Origin of the sequence: Streptomyces sp. KL116D, assembly GCF_030766975.1 — a bacterium.
GTDB classification, from domain to species: Bacteria; Actinomycetota; Actinomycetes; order Streptomycetales; family Streptomycetaceae; genus Streptomyces; species Streptomyces longispororuber_A.
Map to the genome: position 1 here is coordinate 14,855 of NZ_JASERH010000152.1, position 14,368 is coordinate 29,222.

14 protein-coding genes are annotated in these 14,368 nt (G+C 72.4%); 6 read left to right on the forward strand and 8 right to left on the reverse strand.

The genetic code is table 11. The annotated features are described in order from the left end of the window. Positions 1 to 138 precede the first annotated feature (138 nt). Complete coding sequence (locus RBJ77_RS60285; RefSeq protein ID WP_255967677.1) at positions 139 to 1,638, reverse strand: PLP-dependent aminotransferase family protein; 1,500 nt, start codon at positions 1,636 to 1,638, stop codon at positions 139 to 141. 64 nt (positions 1,639 to 1,702) lie between these two features. On the opposite strand from RBJ77_RS60285, the gene RBJ77_RS60290 reads away from it, so the two are divergent. The 4 genes from RBJ77_RS60290 to RBJ77_RS60305 all read left to right on the forward strand — a co-directional run bounded on the left by RBJ77_RS60290 (position 1,703) and on the right by RBJ77_RS60305 (position 5,238). Then, positions 1,703 to 2,446, forward strand: coding sequence for a YitT family protein (locus tag RBJ77_RS60290; protein WP_372352690.1), 744 nt, complete (start codon positions 1,703 to 1,705; stop codon positions 2,444 to 2,446). After that, complete coding sequence (locus tag RBJ77_RS60295) at positions 2,443 to 3,210, forward strand: glycerophosphodiester phosphodiesterase (protein WP_372352691.1); 768 nt, start codon at positions 2,443 to 2,445, stop codon at positions 3,208 to 3,210. Before RBJ77_RS60290 ends, RBJ77_RS60295 begins: the two co-directional genes overlap by 4 nt. Before the next feature lie 43 nt (positions 3,211 to 3,253). Further along, positions 3,254 to 4,609, forward strand: coding sequence for an MFS transporter (locus tag RBJ77_RS60300; protein ID WP_372352692.1), 1,356 nt, complete (start codon positions 3,254 to 3,256; stop codon positions 4,607 to 4,609). Between the two features lie 254 nt (positions 4,610 to 4,863). Then, positions 4,864 to 5,238, forward strand: coding sequence for an RNA polymerase-binding protein RbpA (locus RBJ77_RS60305; RefSeq protein WP_003977404.1), 375 nt, complete (start codon positions 4,864 to 4,866; stop codon positions 5,236 to 5,238). Positions 5,239 to 5,338: 100 nt separating this feature from the next. On the opposite strand, the gene fxsA is transcribed toward RBJ77_RS60305, so the two are convergent. From fxsA to RBJ77_RS60325, 4 genes are all read right to left on the reverse strand, one after another. Next, the gene (gene fxsA / locus RBJ77_RS60310; RefSeq protein WP_372352693.1) at positions 5,339 to 5,920 is read right to left on the reverse strand and encodes an FxsA family membrane protein; all 582 of its coding nucleotides are present in this window, start codon (positions 5,918 to 5,920) and stop codon (positions 5,339 to 5,341) included. A gap of 46 nt (positions 5,921 to 5,966) precedes the next feature. Further along, positions 5,967 to 6,752, reverse strand: coding sequence for a polyprenol monophosphomannose synthase (locus RBJ77_RS60315; RefSeq protein WP_255967667.1), 786 nt, complete (start codon positions 6,750 to 6,752; stop codon positions 5,967 to 5,969). Between the two features lie 510 nt (positions 6,753 to 7,262). After that, positions 7,263 to 8,876 (reverse strand): amidohydrolase, encoded by a 1,614-nt coding sequence (locus tag RBJ77_RS60320; protein WP_372352694.1) that lies wholly within the window; start codon positions 8,874 to 8,876, stop codon positions 7,263 to 7,265. Between the two features lie 104 nt (positions 8,877 to 8,980). Continuing rightward, positions 8,981 to 9,421, reverse strand: coding sequence for an Lrp/AsnC family transcriptional regulator (locus RBJ77_RS60325; protein ID WP_372352695.1), 441 nt, complete (start codon positions 9,419 to 9,421; stop codon positions 8,981 to 8,983). A 246-nt stretch (positions 9,422 to 9,667) separates the two neighbouring features. Between RBJ77_RS60325 and RBJ77_RS60330 the strand changes: the two genes are divergently transcribed. After that, on the forward strand, positions 9,668 to 10,111 hold the full coding sequence (locus tag RBJ77_RS60330) for a hypothetical protein (RefSeq protein ID WP_372352696.1): 444 nt from the start codon (positions 9,668 to 9,670) through the stop codon (positions 10,109 to 10,111). A 9-nt stretch (positions 10,112 to 10,120) separates the two neighbouring features. Here the strand turns inward: RBJ77_RS60330 and RBJ77_RS60335 are convergent, their stop codons facing one another. Continuing rightward, positions 10,121 to 11,224 (reverse strand): phosphotransferase family protein, encoded by a 1,104-nt coding sequence (locus RBJ77_RS60335; RefSeq protein WP_372352697.1) that lies wholly within the window; start codon positions 11,222 to 11,224, stop codon positions 10,121 to 10,123. A 69-nt stretch (positions 11,225 to 11,293) separates the two neighbouring features. Further along, positions 11,294 to 12,358 (reverse strand): hypothetical protein, encoded by a 1,065-nt coding sequence (locus RBJ77_RS60340; RefSeq protein WP_372352718.1) that lies wholly within the window; start codon positions 12,356 to 12,358, stop codon positions 11,294 to 11,296. A gap of 324 nt (positions 12,359 to 12,682) precedes the next feature. Here RBJ77_RS60340 and RBJ77_RS60345 point away from each other — a divergent pair, with 324 nt between their 5' ends. Then, entirely contained in the window at positions 12,683 to 13,000 is a 318-nt protein-coding gene (locus RBJ77_RS60345; protein ID WP_372352698.1) for a hypothetical protein, read from the forward strand. On the opposite strand, the gene RBJ77_RS60350 is transcribed toward RBJ77_RS60345, so the two are convergent. Then, positions 12,963 to 14,123: an acyl-CoA dehydrogenase family protein gene (locus tag RBJ77_RS60350; RefSeq protein ID WP_372352699.1), complete on the reverse strand. Its 1,161-nt coding sequence runs from the start codon at positions 14,121 to 14,123 to the stop codon at positions 12,963 to 12,965. The genes RBJ77_RS60345 and RBJ77_RS60350 overlap by 38 nt on opposite strands. Between the last annotated feature and the right edge of the window lie 245 nt (positions 14,124 to 14,368).

Below are 14,368 nucleotides of genomic sequence, written 5' to 3' on the forward strand. Positions count from 1 at the left end.
CAACGCGGCGAGCGTGCGTGCCAGACGCCGCGGGGCAGACGGGAGTTTGACGACAGGCCCTAGGACCTTTCGGCACACCCCGAGCGTGCCCGCCAGACACCGCGGGCGGACGGGAGTGTGCCGACAGGCCCTGAACCGTCAGGCGATCAGGGTGCGTGGCACGTCCCCGCCCGCACCCTGGCCGTCGCGCACCAGCCGGGCCGCCGCCGCGAGCCGGGCCGCCGCTTCGTCGGCGACGGCGCCGCCCACCGTGAACGGCAGCCGCACGTACCCCTCGAAGGCACCGTCGACGCCGAACCGGGGCCCGGACGGGACGCGCACCCCGACCCGCTCGCCCACTTCGGCGAGCCGTGAGCCGGACAGCCCGCCGGCCTTGACCCACAGGGTGAGTCCACCTTCGGGTACGTCGAACTCCCACTCGGGAAGCTCCCGGCGCACCGCCGTCACCAGGGCGTCCCGGTTCTCCCGCGCCTGCCCGCGGCGCAGCTCCACGGCCTGCTCCCAACCCCCGGAGTTGAGGAGCCAGTTGACGGCGAGCTGCTCGAGGACCGGGGTGCCGAGGTCCGCGTAGGCGCGCGCGGCGACGAGGCTGCGGATCACGTCGGGCGCGGCCCGCACCCAGCCGATCCGCATCCCCGCCCAGAACGCCTTGCTGGCCGAGCCCACGGTGATGACCGTGGAGCCCGCCGGGTCGAAGGCGCAGACACGGCGCGGCATCGCGAGGTCCCGGTCGAAGTGCAGCTCGGTCATGGTCTCGTCGACGACGAGCACGGTGCCGGCCGAGCGCGCCGCGTCCACCAGCGAGCGGCGCTGCTCCTCGTCGGCGAGCGCCCCGGTCGGATTGTGGAAGTCGGCGACGACGTACGCGAGCCGGGGCGCGGCGTCCCGCAGGACCTGCCGCCAGCGGTCGAGGTCCCAGGCGCCCAGGCCGTCGGCCATCGCGACCGGGACGAGCCGCAGACCGGCCTCGCGCATCAGCTGGAGGATGTTGGCGTAGCTGGGCGATTCGACGGCGACGCGCTCGCCGCGGCCCGCGAAGAGGTGACAGATCGCGTCGATGGCGCCCATCGCGCCCGTGGTGACCATGATCTGCTCGGGCATGGTGGGGATGCCGTGGGCGGTGTAGCGCTCGGCGATCATCGTGCGCAGCGCGGGCAGGCCCGCCGGGTAGTCGCCGTGCGTGTGCGCGTACGGCGGCAGTTCCTCCAGGGCGCCCTGCACGGCACGGGTCAGCCAGGGTTCGGGGGCGGGCAGGGCCGCGGTGCCCAGGTCGATCATCGAGCCGAGGGCCTCGGGCGGCAGCGGTTCGAGGCCGCGGGCCGGCAGCGGGTTCCCGGCCGGCACGGCGGTCCAACTGCCCGCGCCCCTGCGGGACTCCAGGAATCCCTCGCCGCGCAGCGCCTCGTAGGCGGCGGCGACGGTGGTGCGGCTCACCGAGAGGGCCTGGGCGAGTTCCCGCTCGGCGGGCAGCCGGGTGGCCACCGGGACGCGGCCCTCCAGGACGAGCAGCCGGATGCCGTCGGCGAGCGCGCGGTACGCGGGCGGGCGGCGGGTGCCGGGACCCGCGGGGCGCGGCTGCTGCGAGGTGAGCAGGCGGGCGAGCTGCGCCGAGCCGATCGCCGAAGTCCACTGGGCCATGCAGTCCAGTCCACCTTCCCGGAATTGGCCATGGTTGGCGCCTTGTGACAAGCCACAGAGTGTCATGCGTCAGGCCACTACCACCACAGGGGGGCATCTCTTGTCCGCGTCGTCGTCCGTGCCGTCCGGGTCGCCCGCGCCGTCCGGGGCATCCGGTTCTCCCGGCGGCTCACTCGTCCGCCGGCTCGTCCAGCTCTACGCGGGCCTTGCGCTGTACGGCGTCAGTTCGGCGCTGCTCGTGGAGGCGGGACTCGGCCTGGAACCGTGGGGCGTGCTGCACCAAGGGCTCGCCGAGCTGACCGGGATCTCCATCGGCGTCGTCTCGATCATCGTCGGCGCGATCGTGCTGCTGCTGTGGATCCCGCTGCGCCAGCGCCCCGGCCTCGGCACGGTCTCGAACGTCTTCGTGGTCGGCCTGGCGATGGACGGCGCGCTCGCCGTGGTGCCCGACGTGCACGCCTACGGGGTGCGCATCCCGCTGATGGCGGTCGCGATCGTCCTCAACGGCGTGGCGACCGGCCTGTACATCGCGGCGAAGTTCGGGCCGGGCCCGCGCGACGGCCTCATGACCGGCCTGCACCAGCGCACCGGCCGCTCGATCCGCCTGATGCGCACGGTCATCGAGATCGCCGTGGTGGCGACCGGCTTCGTCCTCGGCGGCACGATCGGCGTGGGCACGGTCCTGTACGCGCTGGCGATCGGCCCGCTGGCCCAGTTCTTCCTGCGCGTCTTCGCCCTCCCGGCGCCGCCCGCCGGCTCCACCGTGGTCGCCGGCTCGTCATCGGGCGGAGCCATACTTCGACCGTGACCGATCGCGTACGCCACCCCTACCTCGACCATCCCGGGCCGCTCGCCCTCGCCCATCGCGGCGGGGCGGCGGACGGCCTGGAGAACACCGTCGCCGCGTTCCGCCGCGCCGTGGACCTCGGCTACCGCTACATCGAGACGGACGTGCACGCGACGAGCGACGGACAGCTCGTCGCCTTCCACGACGCGACGCTCGACCGGGTCACGGACGGGCACGGCCTGATCGCCGACCTCCCGTGGCAGGACGTGCGCCACGCGCGCGTGGCGGGCAGCGAACCCGTCCCGCTCCTGGAAGAGCTGCTGGAGACCTTCCCCGACGTGCGGTGGAACGTGGACGTCAAGGCGGAGCCCGCGCTGCTCCCCCTCCTCGACCTGATCCGCCGCACGCGCGCGTGGGACCGGGTCTGTGTCGGCTCGTTCTCGGAGGCGCGGGTCGCCCGGGCCCAGGCACTCGGCGGGCCGCGCCTCGCCACGTCGTACGGCACCAAGGGCGTGCTCGGCCTGCGGCTGCGGTCGTGGGGGCTGCCCGCGGCGCTGCGCCGCTCCGCGGTCTGCGCCCAGGTACCGGTGGCGCAGTCCGGTGTCCCGGTGGTCGACCACCGCTTCGTGCGGGCCGCCCACGCGCGCGGGCTGCAGGTCCACGTGTGGACGGTGAACGACGAGGTCGAGATGAGACGTCTTCTCGACCTGGGCGTCGATGGCATAGTTTCCGATCACATCGAGACGCTGCGCGACGTCCTCAAGGACCGGGGAACCTGGGTCTGACGCCGTCGCGGCGCCGGACCACGGGGACTTCAAGGGGACACGGGTGGGCACCGACACCGCGCGGGAGACGCCGACGGGCGCGACCGCCCTGGCCGAGCGCAGGCGCGAACAGCGCGGCTGGTACTTCTACGACTGGGCGTGCTCGGTCTATTCGACGAGCGTCCTGACGGTGTTCCTCGGCCCGTACCTGACCTCGGTCGCCAAGGCCGCGGCGGACCCGGACGGCTTCGTGCACCCGTTGGGCATCCCAATCCGCGCGGGTTCCTTCTTCGCGTACACCGTCTCACTGTCGGTGCTGCTGTCGGTCTTCGTGATGCCGATCGCGGGCGCGGCCGCCGACCGTACGGGCCGCAAGAAGCCGCTCCTCGCGCTCTCCGCCTACATAGGCGCGGGCGCCACGGCGGGCATGTTCTTCCTGGACGGCGAGCGGTATCTGCTCGGCGGAGCGCTCCTGGTGATCGCGAACGCCTCGCTCGCCGTCTCGATGGTGCTCTACAACTCGTACCTGCCGCAGATCGCGCCGCCGGAGGAGCGGGACGCGGTGTCCTCGCGCGGCTGGGCCTTCGGCTACGCGGCGGGCGCCCTCGTCCTCGTGGCGAACCTGGTGCTGTACTCGTCCCACGACACCTTCGGTGTCTCGGAGTCGACGGCCGTGCGCATCTGTCTGGCGTCGGCGGGCGTGTGGTGGGGTGCGTTCACCCTGGTGCCGCTACGCCGCCTGCGCGACCGGCGCTCGTCGTCCGCGCCGAGCGGTACGGCGCCGGGGCTGCGCCAGTTGGTGGCCACCGTGAAGGACATGCGCAGACATCCGCTCACGCTCTCCTTCCTCCTGGCCTACCTCGTCTACAACGACGGCGTGCAGACGGTGATCTCGCAGGCGTCCGTGTACGGCTCGGAGGAGCTGGGCCTCGGCCAGTCGACGCTCATCGTCGCGGTGCTGCTCGTCCAGGTCCTGGCGGTGGCGGGCGCCCTGGCGATGGGGCGGCTGGCGCGCGCGTACGGCGCCAAGCGCACGATCCTGGGCTCGCTCGTCGCGTGGACGGTGACGATCGGCGCCGGCTATTTCCTCCCGGCGGGCGCTCCGGTGTGGTTCTTCCTCCTGGCGGCCGGGATCGGACTCGTCCTGGGCGGCACGCAGGCGCTGTCCCGCTCGCTCTTCTCGCATCTCGTGCCGTCCGGCAAGGAGGCCGAGTACTTCTCCGCGTACGAGACGAGCGACCGCGGCATGAGCTGGGTGGGGCCCCTGGTGTTCGGGCTCGCGTACCAGCTGACCGGGAGCTACCGGGACGCGATCGTGTCCCTGGTGGCCTTCTTCGTGATCGGTTTCGTCCTGCTCGCGCGGGTACCTGTGCAGCAGGCGGTCCGCGACGCGGGGAATCCCGTACCCACCCGGATTTAGCACCTGAAGGCAAAGGCCGGTAGTGTACGCGGTTGGCCTGCCAGGCGTACCGTTACTGCACGTCAAGGGTGCGAAACGCTAGGTGACATCTAGTGTCAGATGTGACAAACCGGGCGCTGGTGGGTACAACAAGGGGCGGCTACGACGGCGACGCATGACCCGGAACGGGAATCTTTACCGCCGACCGGACGTTGACCGGATGACGACGACAGCGACACCTGTCCTGTGGGCGACAAGCCCGGGAGGCACGATTCATGAGTGAGCGAGCTCTTCGCGGTACGCGCCTCGTAGTGACCAGCTACGAGACGGACCGCGGCATCGACCTGGCCCCGCGCCAGGCCGTGGAGTACGCATGCGAGAAGGGGCACCGCTTTGAGATGCCCTTCTCGGTGGAGGCCGAAATTCCGCCGGAGTGGGAGTGCAAGGTCTGCGGGGCCCAGGCACTTCTCGTGGACGGCGACGGCCCTGAGGAGAAGAAGGCCAAGCCCGCCCGTACGCATTGGGACATGCTGATGGAGCGGCGCACCCGCGAGGAGCTCGAAGAGGTCCTCGAGGAGCGCCTGGCGGTGCTGCGCTCGGGCGCGATGAACATCGCGGTCCACCCGAGGGACAGCCGCAAGTCTGCATGACCCCTGCGGGGCTAGAGCAGTGAGCGAAACGGCTGGGGGCCGGACACACACCGTGTGTCCGGCCCCCAGCCGTTTGTGCTGAACCGTCACTGCATGATCGTCACGGCATGATCGGCGGGCGCGGATCCGAATCGTCCCCGTGGCCGCCCGGGCGCTCGTCCTCGCGGATCACCTCGCCCTGGATCACCGTGCCGTCGGGGCGGTGCATCCGGGCCTGCTGGAACGCGTCGGCGAACGTGCCCCGGGACGGCGTGCTCATCTTCCGCTCGATGGCCCGCTCCGTGTACCGGCTCAGGGCCGTGCGCAGCGGCGGGACGAGCAGGAGCAGGCCCAGGGCGTCCGAGATCAGCCCGGGGATCATCAGGAGCAGCCCCGCGAGCATTAGCAGGCCATTGCCCTGCCGGCCCGGCTCACCGGGCGTCAGGGAGCCCGTCTGCTGCCGCTGCAGCGTCTCGCTGAGGTTCTGGAAGGCCCGGCGGCCCGCCGCCTTGATCACCACGGCGCCGAGCACGATGCCGGCCAGCAGGATCAGGAAGAGCGTGAACCCGCCGACCGCTCCCGCCACCATGGTGAGCAGCCAGATCTCCAGGACCACCCAGGCGGCGACGCCGAGCGGGAGGAACGTGCGGACCCGGGATCGCCGGGTGCCGGAAGGCTTGCGGGGCGGAGTGCCTGTGGTCATGCCTCCAGTGTGCCTGGGGGCGCGTCCACGTGGCGTAAGCGGGGGATCAGGTTCGCTCACGGCGGTCGTCGGGGCGTCTGCCGAGGACCTTGCCGACCCGCTCCCCCACGCCCCACGTGGTGACCCGCCACAAGGCCTCCACGACGATGTCCTTGCTCATCTTGGAGTCGCCCAGCTCGCGCTCGACGAAGGTGATGGGGACCTCCACCACGTGATAGCCGGCCTTGACGGCGCGGCGGGCGAGGTCGACCTGGAAGCAGTAGCCCTGGGAGGCGACCTCGCCGAGCCCCAGTCCTTCCAGGGTCTCGCGGCGGAAGGCGCGGAAGCCGCCCGTGACGTCGCGGATCGGGACGTCCAGGAGGAGGCGGGAGTACGTGGAGCCGCCGCGGGAGAGGAACTCGCGGGACTTGGGCCAGTTCACGACCCGGCCGCCCGGCACCCAGCGCGAGCCGAGCACCAGGTCGGCGCCCTTGAGCGCGGTGAGCAGCCGGGGCAGCTCCTCCGGCTGGTGGGAGCCGTCGGCATCCATCTCGATCAGCACGCCGTAGTCGTGCTCCATGCCCCAGGCGAAGCCCGCGAGATAGGCGGCGCCGAGCCCTTCCTTGCCGGTGCGGTGCAGGACGTGCACCTGCTCGTCGGCCGCGGCCAGCTCGTCGGCGAGCTTGCCCGTGCCGTCGGGGCTGTTGTCGTCGGCGACCAGCACGTGCGCCTCGGGCACGGCCGCCCGGACGCGGCCCACGATGGACGTGATGTTCTCCGCCTCGTCATAGGTCGGAATGATCACCAAGGCCGTACCCAGAGGGCCGAACTTCCGCCCACCGCCGTCGCTCACAGCTTCCCCTTATAACTTCCGTGCACAAGGGGACCACCATAGCGAGCACGGCAGTTCACGCCGATAAGGCGCCCTGCTGTAGGCGGGTGAGGGGGCACGGGGTACTGCGGATCGGGGCCGGGCGTCCTTCGGGCCGACCTGGGGCCCGCTGGCTGCGGGTCGACCGAAAGCCGTTGTCTACTGAACGCCCGGGCCCCACCCGGGTCGCACCTGGCACGGCCGGCCGGAACGTTCCAGCGCCCCGTGGCGCGGGCGCTGGGCCTGGCTCCCAGTGGTGGTGCGCCGGTGCGGCGCACCACCCCCTGACCCAGCCGCGTTCGACGACTGCGTGGACTTCCCCGGTCATGCCTGGAGGTGGTGGACCCGGCCGAACCTACCCGTCGACCGCCGCGTTCTGTCAACAGTCGTTTGACCTGGGGCTCTTCATGAACTGGCCTGGTCAGAGCGGAGGATTCGCAGGTCGTACGGGACGGTGCGGGGCCGGGATCCGGTGCGCGCCGCCCCGGTACATCACTCGTCCGGCCGTACGAAGACCGTCTGTCCGAAGACCACCGTCCGTAGGCAGACGGGGAGTTGGGCGCCCGGCGTGAGGTCCGGCAGACCCGGGGTCCCGGAGCGCGGGTCGGTCGACCAGCGGGCCACGCGGTCGTCCGGCGCCTGCACGATCAGCTCGTCCGTGCGCCACACGGCGTAGTCGGCGGGGGCGCCGGGGACGAGGATGCCGGCGTCGTCGCGGCCGACGGCGCGCCAGCCGCCGCGGGTGTGGGCGGTGAACGCGGCGCGTACGGAGACCCGGTGTTCGGGGGTCCGGTGGAAGGCGGCGGCGCGGACGGTGCCCCAGGGGTCGAGCGGGGTGACGGGGCTGTCGGAGCCGAAGGCGAGCGGCACGCCGGCCTTCAGGAGGGCGGCGTACGGGTTGAGGGTGCGCGCCCGGTCGGCGCCGAGCCGGTCGGCGTACATGCCGTCCTCGCCGCCCCAGAGCGCGTCGAACGCGGGCTGCACGGAGGCCGTGAGGCCGAACTCGGCGAAGGCGGCGACGGTTTCGGGGGTGAGCATCTCGGCGTGCTCGACGCGGTGCCGGGCGGCGCGGACGCGGGCGAGGCCGACCTTCTCGGCGGCGGCGCGCATCCCGTCGACCACCGCGGTCACGGCGGCGTCCCCGATCGCGTGGAACCCGGCCTGCAGGCCCGCCTCCGTGCACGCGGCGACGTGGGCGGCGACCTCGTCCGCGGTCAGGTAGCCGGTGCCGGTGTGCGGGGCGTCGGCGTACGGCGCGTGCAGGCAGGCCGTGTGGGAGCCGAGGGAGCCGTCCACGAACAGGTCGCCCGCGGCGCCGAGCGCACCGAGGGCGCGGGCGCGCTCGATGTCGCGGTCGGCCCAGTAGCCGATGACGCGGGGGCCGGGTTCGGAGCGGGCGAGGTCGAGGAGGCCGGTGAAGTCGTCCTCGGAGGAGATGTCGGGGCCGCCGCACTCGTGGACGGAGCCGATGCCGAGGGAGGCGGCGTGCCGGAGGGCCGCGCGCTGGGCCTCGACGCGCTGCTGCGGGCCGACCGCGGCGAGGGCCGCCGCGCGGACGACGTGGTGGGCGTCGCGGGTGAGGGGGCCCTCGGGGTCGTACCCGGGGCGGGCGGTGACGCCGGGGACGAGGTCGAGGAGGGCGGTGCTCACGGCGGCGGAGTGCACGTCGATCCGGGAGAGGTAGACCGGGCGGCCGCCGGTGGCCTCGTCGAGTTCCCTGCGGGTGAGGGGCTGGTGGTCGGGCCAGCGGGCGGCGTCCCAGCCGTGCCCGAGGAGGACTCCGTCGGTGGGGCGGGACGCGGCGTGGTTCCGTACGAGGGTGAGGGCTTCGGTCCGGGTGCGCGCGGTCGTGAGGTCGAGTCCGGTGAGGGCCAGGCCGGTCGACGTGGTGTGCACGTGGGCGTCGGTGAACGCCGGGGTGACCAGGGCCCCGTCGAGGTCGACGACTTCGTCCACGCCGTCCGCGAACGCGTCCGCCGCGCCTTCCGAGCCGACCCAGGCGACATGTCCCGCCTCCACGACCATGGCGGTGGCGAAGGGGTCGGCGGGGCTGTGGACCTCGCCGCGTCGCAGGAGGACGGTACGGGTGCTGGGGGGCGTGCTCATGCTGACCAGTTTCGCGTGCCCCGGCCGCCGCCCCGTGGCCGGGGTCCCTTTTGTCGCCGGACGCCGGAATCAGGACGCCCGGGCCGCGGGCGGCCGCCCGGTGGTCAGATGCGCGGCGGGCGGGACTCGTACGGGGTGGAGAGGACCACCGTCGTGCGGGTCGAGACGCCGGCCAGGGAGCGGACCCGGGCCAGGAGGTTCTCCAGTTCGTGCGGGGTCTCGACCCGCACCTTCAGGATGTAGTTCTCGTCGCCGGCCACGCTGTGGCACGCCTCGATCTCGGGGACGCCCGCCAGGCGTTCCGCGATGTCGTCGGGGGCGCTCGGGTCGAACGGCTTCACCGAGATGAACGCCGTGAGCGGCAGGCCGACCGCCTCGGGGTCGACGACCGCGGCGTAGCCACGGATCACGCCGCGCTGCTCGAGGCGGCGCACCCGCTGGTGCACGGCCGACGTGGACAGGCCCGTGGCCTTGCCCAGGTCGGTGTAGCTCATCCGCCCGTCCTTGACGAGCAGCTGCACAATCTGTCGGTCGAGCTCCTCCATGGCGTCGAACCTACCGGTCCCTTGATCCCCCCGGATACCTGAGCGACGCAGGAGAAGGCGGGATGCGGGCGTTACGCCTACCGCGTCCCCGGCACCTGCAATCGGCATGTGACGAACGCCACACCCTTCGGGCCGTGTCCACCGGCATGCGGCGATTACCCCGAGGACGGGGCGGGAAGTGCTTGCTGTGGTCGAGGCCGCACCCCATGGACATCCGCGGCCGGCCCACCCGAGGGGGAGAATCCCATGCAGAGTGTGAAGCGTCCCGGACGCCCTGCCGCGCGTACCCGCAAGCAGACGGTCGTCGAGCCCCAGCCGGAGGGCGTCGAACCCGACGCCTTCGACGGGGACGACACCGACGCGTACGACACCTTCGAGATGTACCGGGTCATCTGCCCGGACTGCGCCCAGCCGATCGCGCTCCTGGCGGACGAGGACGTGCTGCCCGAGCACGCGCTGTGCGCCACGCCCTGGAACCCGTTCGGGCTGACCGTGTGCGCGGGCACCGGCCGCTCGGCCGATGACGCCCGGCCCGCCGACGAGGTGACGGGTGCTCAGGAGCAGGACGCCTCGCTGCTGTTGACGCTCCCTCAGGGACTCGACTGGCGCACCCAGCCCTTCTCGCACGTCGGCGGCCCCGCCTCGCGCCCCTTCCGGGTGCCGGAGCAGCCCGCCCGCCGCGCCGCCTGACCCGGCCGCTCAGGCCAGGTCGTCCCAGTAGCTGCCCTGCACCATGGCCCGCAGGCTGCCGTGGTGCAGGATCAGTGTGTCCGGATCGGCCGGCACGACGACCTCGCCGAAGTGCGCCTGGCGGTAGGCCACCCGGAGCATGACGACGGCGTGCCGCAGAGCCGCGTAGAGCGTGTGGAAGTCCATGTCGCGCGGGGTGTGGCCGGTGAGTTCGGCGTAGCGGGCCTCGACGCGGTCGCGGCGCAGGAAGTCCGGCAGGCCGCTCTGGCCGAAGCTCTCGGTCAAGTCCTGGAAGAAGCGGTGCAGATAGACGGTCCAGCCGAGGTCGACCTCGCGCGGGGCGAGCGCCGCCATCTCCCAGTCGAGGACGGCTGCCGGGGCGAAGCCGTCGTAGATGATGTTGCCGATCCGGGCGTCGCCCCAGTTGAGGACGGCGTCGCCCTCGTCGCGCGGCCAGAGTTCCTCCAGCCGGTCGAAGGCACTCTCGATGAGCGGTGAGCGGGGGCGGCCGTCGACGACCCAGGCGTAGTAGGCGCGTTGGGCCTCGACGTGGCGGCGCAGCGGGCTGCCGTCGCCCGGCAGCGCGAGGAAGTCCGCCTCGGCCGCCGGCACGCCGTCGTGCAGCCGGGCGAGGACGTCGATGCTCGCGCCCTCCAGGCGCTCCCGCTCGGCGTCGGTGGCGGCGTGCAGCCAGTTGCCCTCGTACGTGTACGGCATGACGTCGGGCGGCACCCGGCCGGCCACCCGCTCCATGACGAAGAAGGGCGCGCCGAGCGGCCCGTGATCCTCCTCCAGCCACAGCACGCGCGGCACCGGGATGCCCGTGCGCTCGGCGGCCAGGCGCATCGTGCGGTACTGCCGCGGCATGTCGTAGACGGGGAAGACCGTGTACGCGGACGGGTCGGCCGCGAGCCTCAACGCGCAGGCGCGCACGGGTGGTTGCAGGTGCTCGATGTCGAAGAGGAGGGTCTCGCTCGACATGCCGTTGGACTCGGGCACGGTGACGTTCACCGCTTTCGCGCCGGGCAGCGTGCGTCCCAGCCAGGCGGTGAGCCGCTGGGCGATCTCCTCGGGCTCGCGGGTGCTGGTGCGGGGGCGTGGTGCTGTCGCCATCGGGGGCTCCCCTTCCTTGGGCGAGGGCGGCGAGGGCGGCGAGAGTGGCGAAGACGGCGGTGATGGCGGTCAGGGCGCCACGGAGCCGAAGCCGGTGAAGCCGCTCGGGTCGTGGCGGCCGAAGCTGCCGTGCTCGAAGATGCCGTGCCCGACCTGCCCGTCGAGGGTGAAGCGGGCCGCGTGGTCGATGACCCCGTAGGCGGCCAGGGGATGCGCCGAGGGGTCGGAGAGGTCGTAGCTGCGGCGGTCGGTCCAGCCGTGGCCCTGCCAGGTGCCGTGCTGCCAGTCGTCGGCCGGCGGATAGCCGGCACCGACCGCGAGGGGCGAGGAGGCGAGGATCTCCACGCCGAGTTCGAGCGGTTTGCCGTCGGCCGGGTCGGTCAGGTGGATGACCGCGCTCTCGGGGTGGCGGGTGCCGGGGCGGTAGCTGATGTCGGCCCGGGGCCAGCCGAGTTGGCGGTCGCGGTGGCCCTCGCGCACGAGCGTGGCGTCGTTGAGGGTGCGGTAGCCGTCGGCGTCCTCCTGGGTGACGACCATCAGGAAGCGGTCGTCGAAGCGGACCGGCGCCCAGACCCAGTGGAAGCCCTCGGTCGGGTGTTCCTGGGCGAGGCGGCCACCCTCCTCGCCGGGCACCGGCCGCACCCCCCAGCTCCGGTCCCGGGTCCCGGTCCAGCCGCTCAGCGCGATCTCCCGGCCGCCGATCCGCAGCCATCCGTCGCACCGCCCCGCCTGCACGAAACGCTTGCCCTCCAAGGTGAGGCGCCCGCCCCTGCGCTGGGTGTGGTGCGGTTCCCACAGGGCGGGGAAGTCGGCGCTCCAGTTGATCTCGTAGGCGAGCCCGTCGGGGTCGTCCGGGTCGGCGGCGCAGGTCAGGACGAAGTCCTTCAGCGGGCGCTCGACGAGGATGCGGAGCGGGCCGACCTCCATCCGCGTACGGCTGTCGTCGCTCAGGGCGTCCGAGGCGCGGGCGGCGTGCAGGGTGTCGCCGACGCGCAGGGTGGCGTAGGCGTCGATCACGCCGAGGTTCGGGTAGACGCCCAGGCCGAGGATGAGGAGGAACTCTCCGGCGGGGTCGAAGAGGTGGAAGATGCAGCGGTCGTAAGCGTTGCGGTCGCTCGTCGCGACGTGCTTCATCGACAGCGGCACCTGGTGCACGGGATACTCGTCGAACGCCACGGGACGGTCGTCGTCGGCCACAGCAATCCTCCCTGCGCGCACGGCAGTTGACGTCGCCCGGAGGGGTGCGGCCTGCCCGGCGGCGGAGTTGACGGTACGTCAGCCCGTCCGCACTGGCCAGATGTTCGACGGGTCGGACCCTACGCACGGTTATGTCGTGAACTGACGCTCGAATCCGTCGACCGGTGACCTGCCTCGTCGCCTGCCCGTTGACCTGGCATGACCCCGACGCAGACACCCGCCCCTGCGCCCACCGGACGGCGCAGGCGCATCCTCGTACCTGTGGCCGCAGAATCGGTTCATCAGCAGCACCAGCAGCATCCGCAACACCAGCAACATCAGGCGCACCCGCAGCCCCCGCAGCACGCACAGCACCCCGCGCACTCCCAGCACCAGGCCCATCCGCAGCCGCACCAGTCGCAGCAGCCCCTGCTCCAGCCGCACGACCCGCCGATCTACCGGGCCATGGTCACGAGCTGGGCCGACCGCGGCAAGACCCTGCCGGGCCGGCACGACCCGGAGTGGGCGCGGCTCGTGGCGCCCACCGTGCGCACCGGTCAGTTCAGCGCGTCTCCGGACCCGCGAGGTGACGGGCGATGACCATCCGCTGGATCTGATTGGTGCCCTCGACGATCTGCAGCACCTTGGCCTCACGCATGAACCGCTCGACCGGGAAGTCCGCGGTGTAGCCGTACCCGCCGAGGACCTGCACCGCGTCCGTGGTGACCTTCATCGCGGCATCGGTGCACAGCAGCTTCGCCATGGCCGCCTGCTTGGAGAACGGCCGGCCCGCGTCCCGCAGCCGGGCCGCCGACAGGTACAGGGCGCGCCCCGCCTCGATCTGCGTCGCCATGTCCGCGAGCATGAAGCGAAGGCCCTGGAAGTCGGCGATGGGGCGGCCGAACTGGGACCGGTCCTTCGCGTACGCCACCGCCGCGTCGAGCGCCGCCTGCGCCACGCCGATCGCGCAGGCCGCGATGCCGAGCCGGCCCGAGTCGAGCGCGGACAGGGCGATCTGGAAGCCCTGCCCCTCGTCCCCGATGCGCCGCGCGTCGCTGATCCGCACCCCGTCGAAGTGGACCTGGGCGGTGGGCGAGCCCTTCATGCCCATCTTCTTCTCCGGCACCGCCGCACTCAGCCCCTCGGCGTCACCCGGCACCAGGAACGCCGTGATGCCCTTCGCGCCCTCGCCGCCGCTGCGCGCCAGGACCGTGTAGAAGTCGGCGACGCCGCCGTGCGTGATCCAGGCCTTGGTCCCGGTGAGCACCCAGTCGCCCCCGTCGCGCACCGCCTTCGTGCGCAGCGACGCGGCGTCCGATCCCGACGAGGGCTCGGAGAGGCAGTACGCGCCGAGCAGTCCACCGCCGAGCATGTCGGGCAGGTGCTCGGAGCGCTGCTCCTTCGTGCCGAAGTTGGCGAGCGCGTGGCAGGACAGCGAGTGCACGCTGACGCCGAGGCCCACGGTGAGGCGGGCGGCCGCCAGCTCCTCCAGGACCTGGAGGTAGACCTCGTACGGCTGGTCGCCGCCGAACTCGCCGTCGTACGGAAGTCCGAGCAGTCCTGACGAGGAGAGCAGGGTGAAGGTCTCGCGCGGGAACCGGCCCGCGTCCTCCTCCTCGGCCGCGTGCGGGGCGATCTCCCGCTGCGCGATGTCACGGACCAACTGAATCAGGTCCTGAGCTTCGTCCGTCGGCAGCTGACGCTCGACTCCTGGCTCCGGCATGGCGACGCTCTCCTCCCTGGGGGCGCTGCGGCGGCGCGCCGGGGTGGGGCTGCGCCGCCGGGTGGTCACTACCGAGCCGATGCTGCCTCTCCGGGTCTCGGATGGGGCTGACCAGCGGCTGCGGCGTGTTGAGTATTCCCGATCCGGGGCCTCTCGTCACTAGTTAACGACCGCTTACTCCAAGTTTTTCGTGAGGCGGTCGTCACCCGTGAAGGAACCGGGGAAATTGGTTCGGACCATTGACC

Bases quoted from the DNA above. Each gene is read 5' to 3' on its own strand.
- RBJ77_RS60320 (WP_372352694.1), bottom strand. From the start codon at position 8,876: ATGAGCACGCCCCCCAGCACCCGTACCGTCCTCCTGCGACGCGGCGAG.
- RBJ77_RS60285 (WP_255967677.1), bottom strand. From the start codon at position 1,638: ATGGCCCAGTGGACTTCGGCGATCGGCTCGGCGCAGCTCGCCCGCCTG.
- RBJ77_RS60325 (WP_372352695.1), bottom strand. From the start codon at position 9,421: ATGGAGGAGCTCGACCGACAGATTGTGCAGCTGCTCGTCAAGGACGGG.
- RBJ77_RS60330 (WP_372352696.1), top strand. From the start codon at position 9,668: ATGCAGAGTGTGAAGCGTCCCGGACGCCCTGCCGCGCGTACCCGCAAG.
- RBJ77_RS60335 (WP_372352697.1), bottom strand. From the start codon at position 11,224: ATGGCGACAGCACCACGCCCCCGCACCAGCACCCGCGAGCCCGAGGAG.
- RBJ77_RS60350 (WP_372352699.1), bottom strand. From the start codon at position 14,123: ATGCCGGAGCCAGGAGTCGAGCGTCAGCTGCCGACGGACGAAGCTCAG.
- RBJ77_RS60290 (WP_372352690.1), top strand. From the start codon at position 1,703: ATGCGTCAGGCCACTACCACCACAGGGGGGCATCTCTTGTCCGCGTCG.
- fxsA (WP_372352693.1), bottom strand. From the start codon at position 5,920: ATGACCACAGGCACTCCGCCCCGCAAGCCTTCCGGCACCCGGCGATCC.
- RBJ77_RS60305 (WP_003977404.1), top strand. From the start codon at position 4,864: ATGAGTGAGCGAGCTCTTCGCGGTACGCGCCTCGTAGTGACCAGCTAC.
- RBJ77_RS60340 (WP_372352718.1), bottom strand. From the start codon at position 12,358: ATGAAGCACGTCGCGACGAGCGACCGCAACGCTTACGACCGCTGCATC.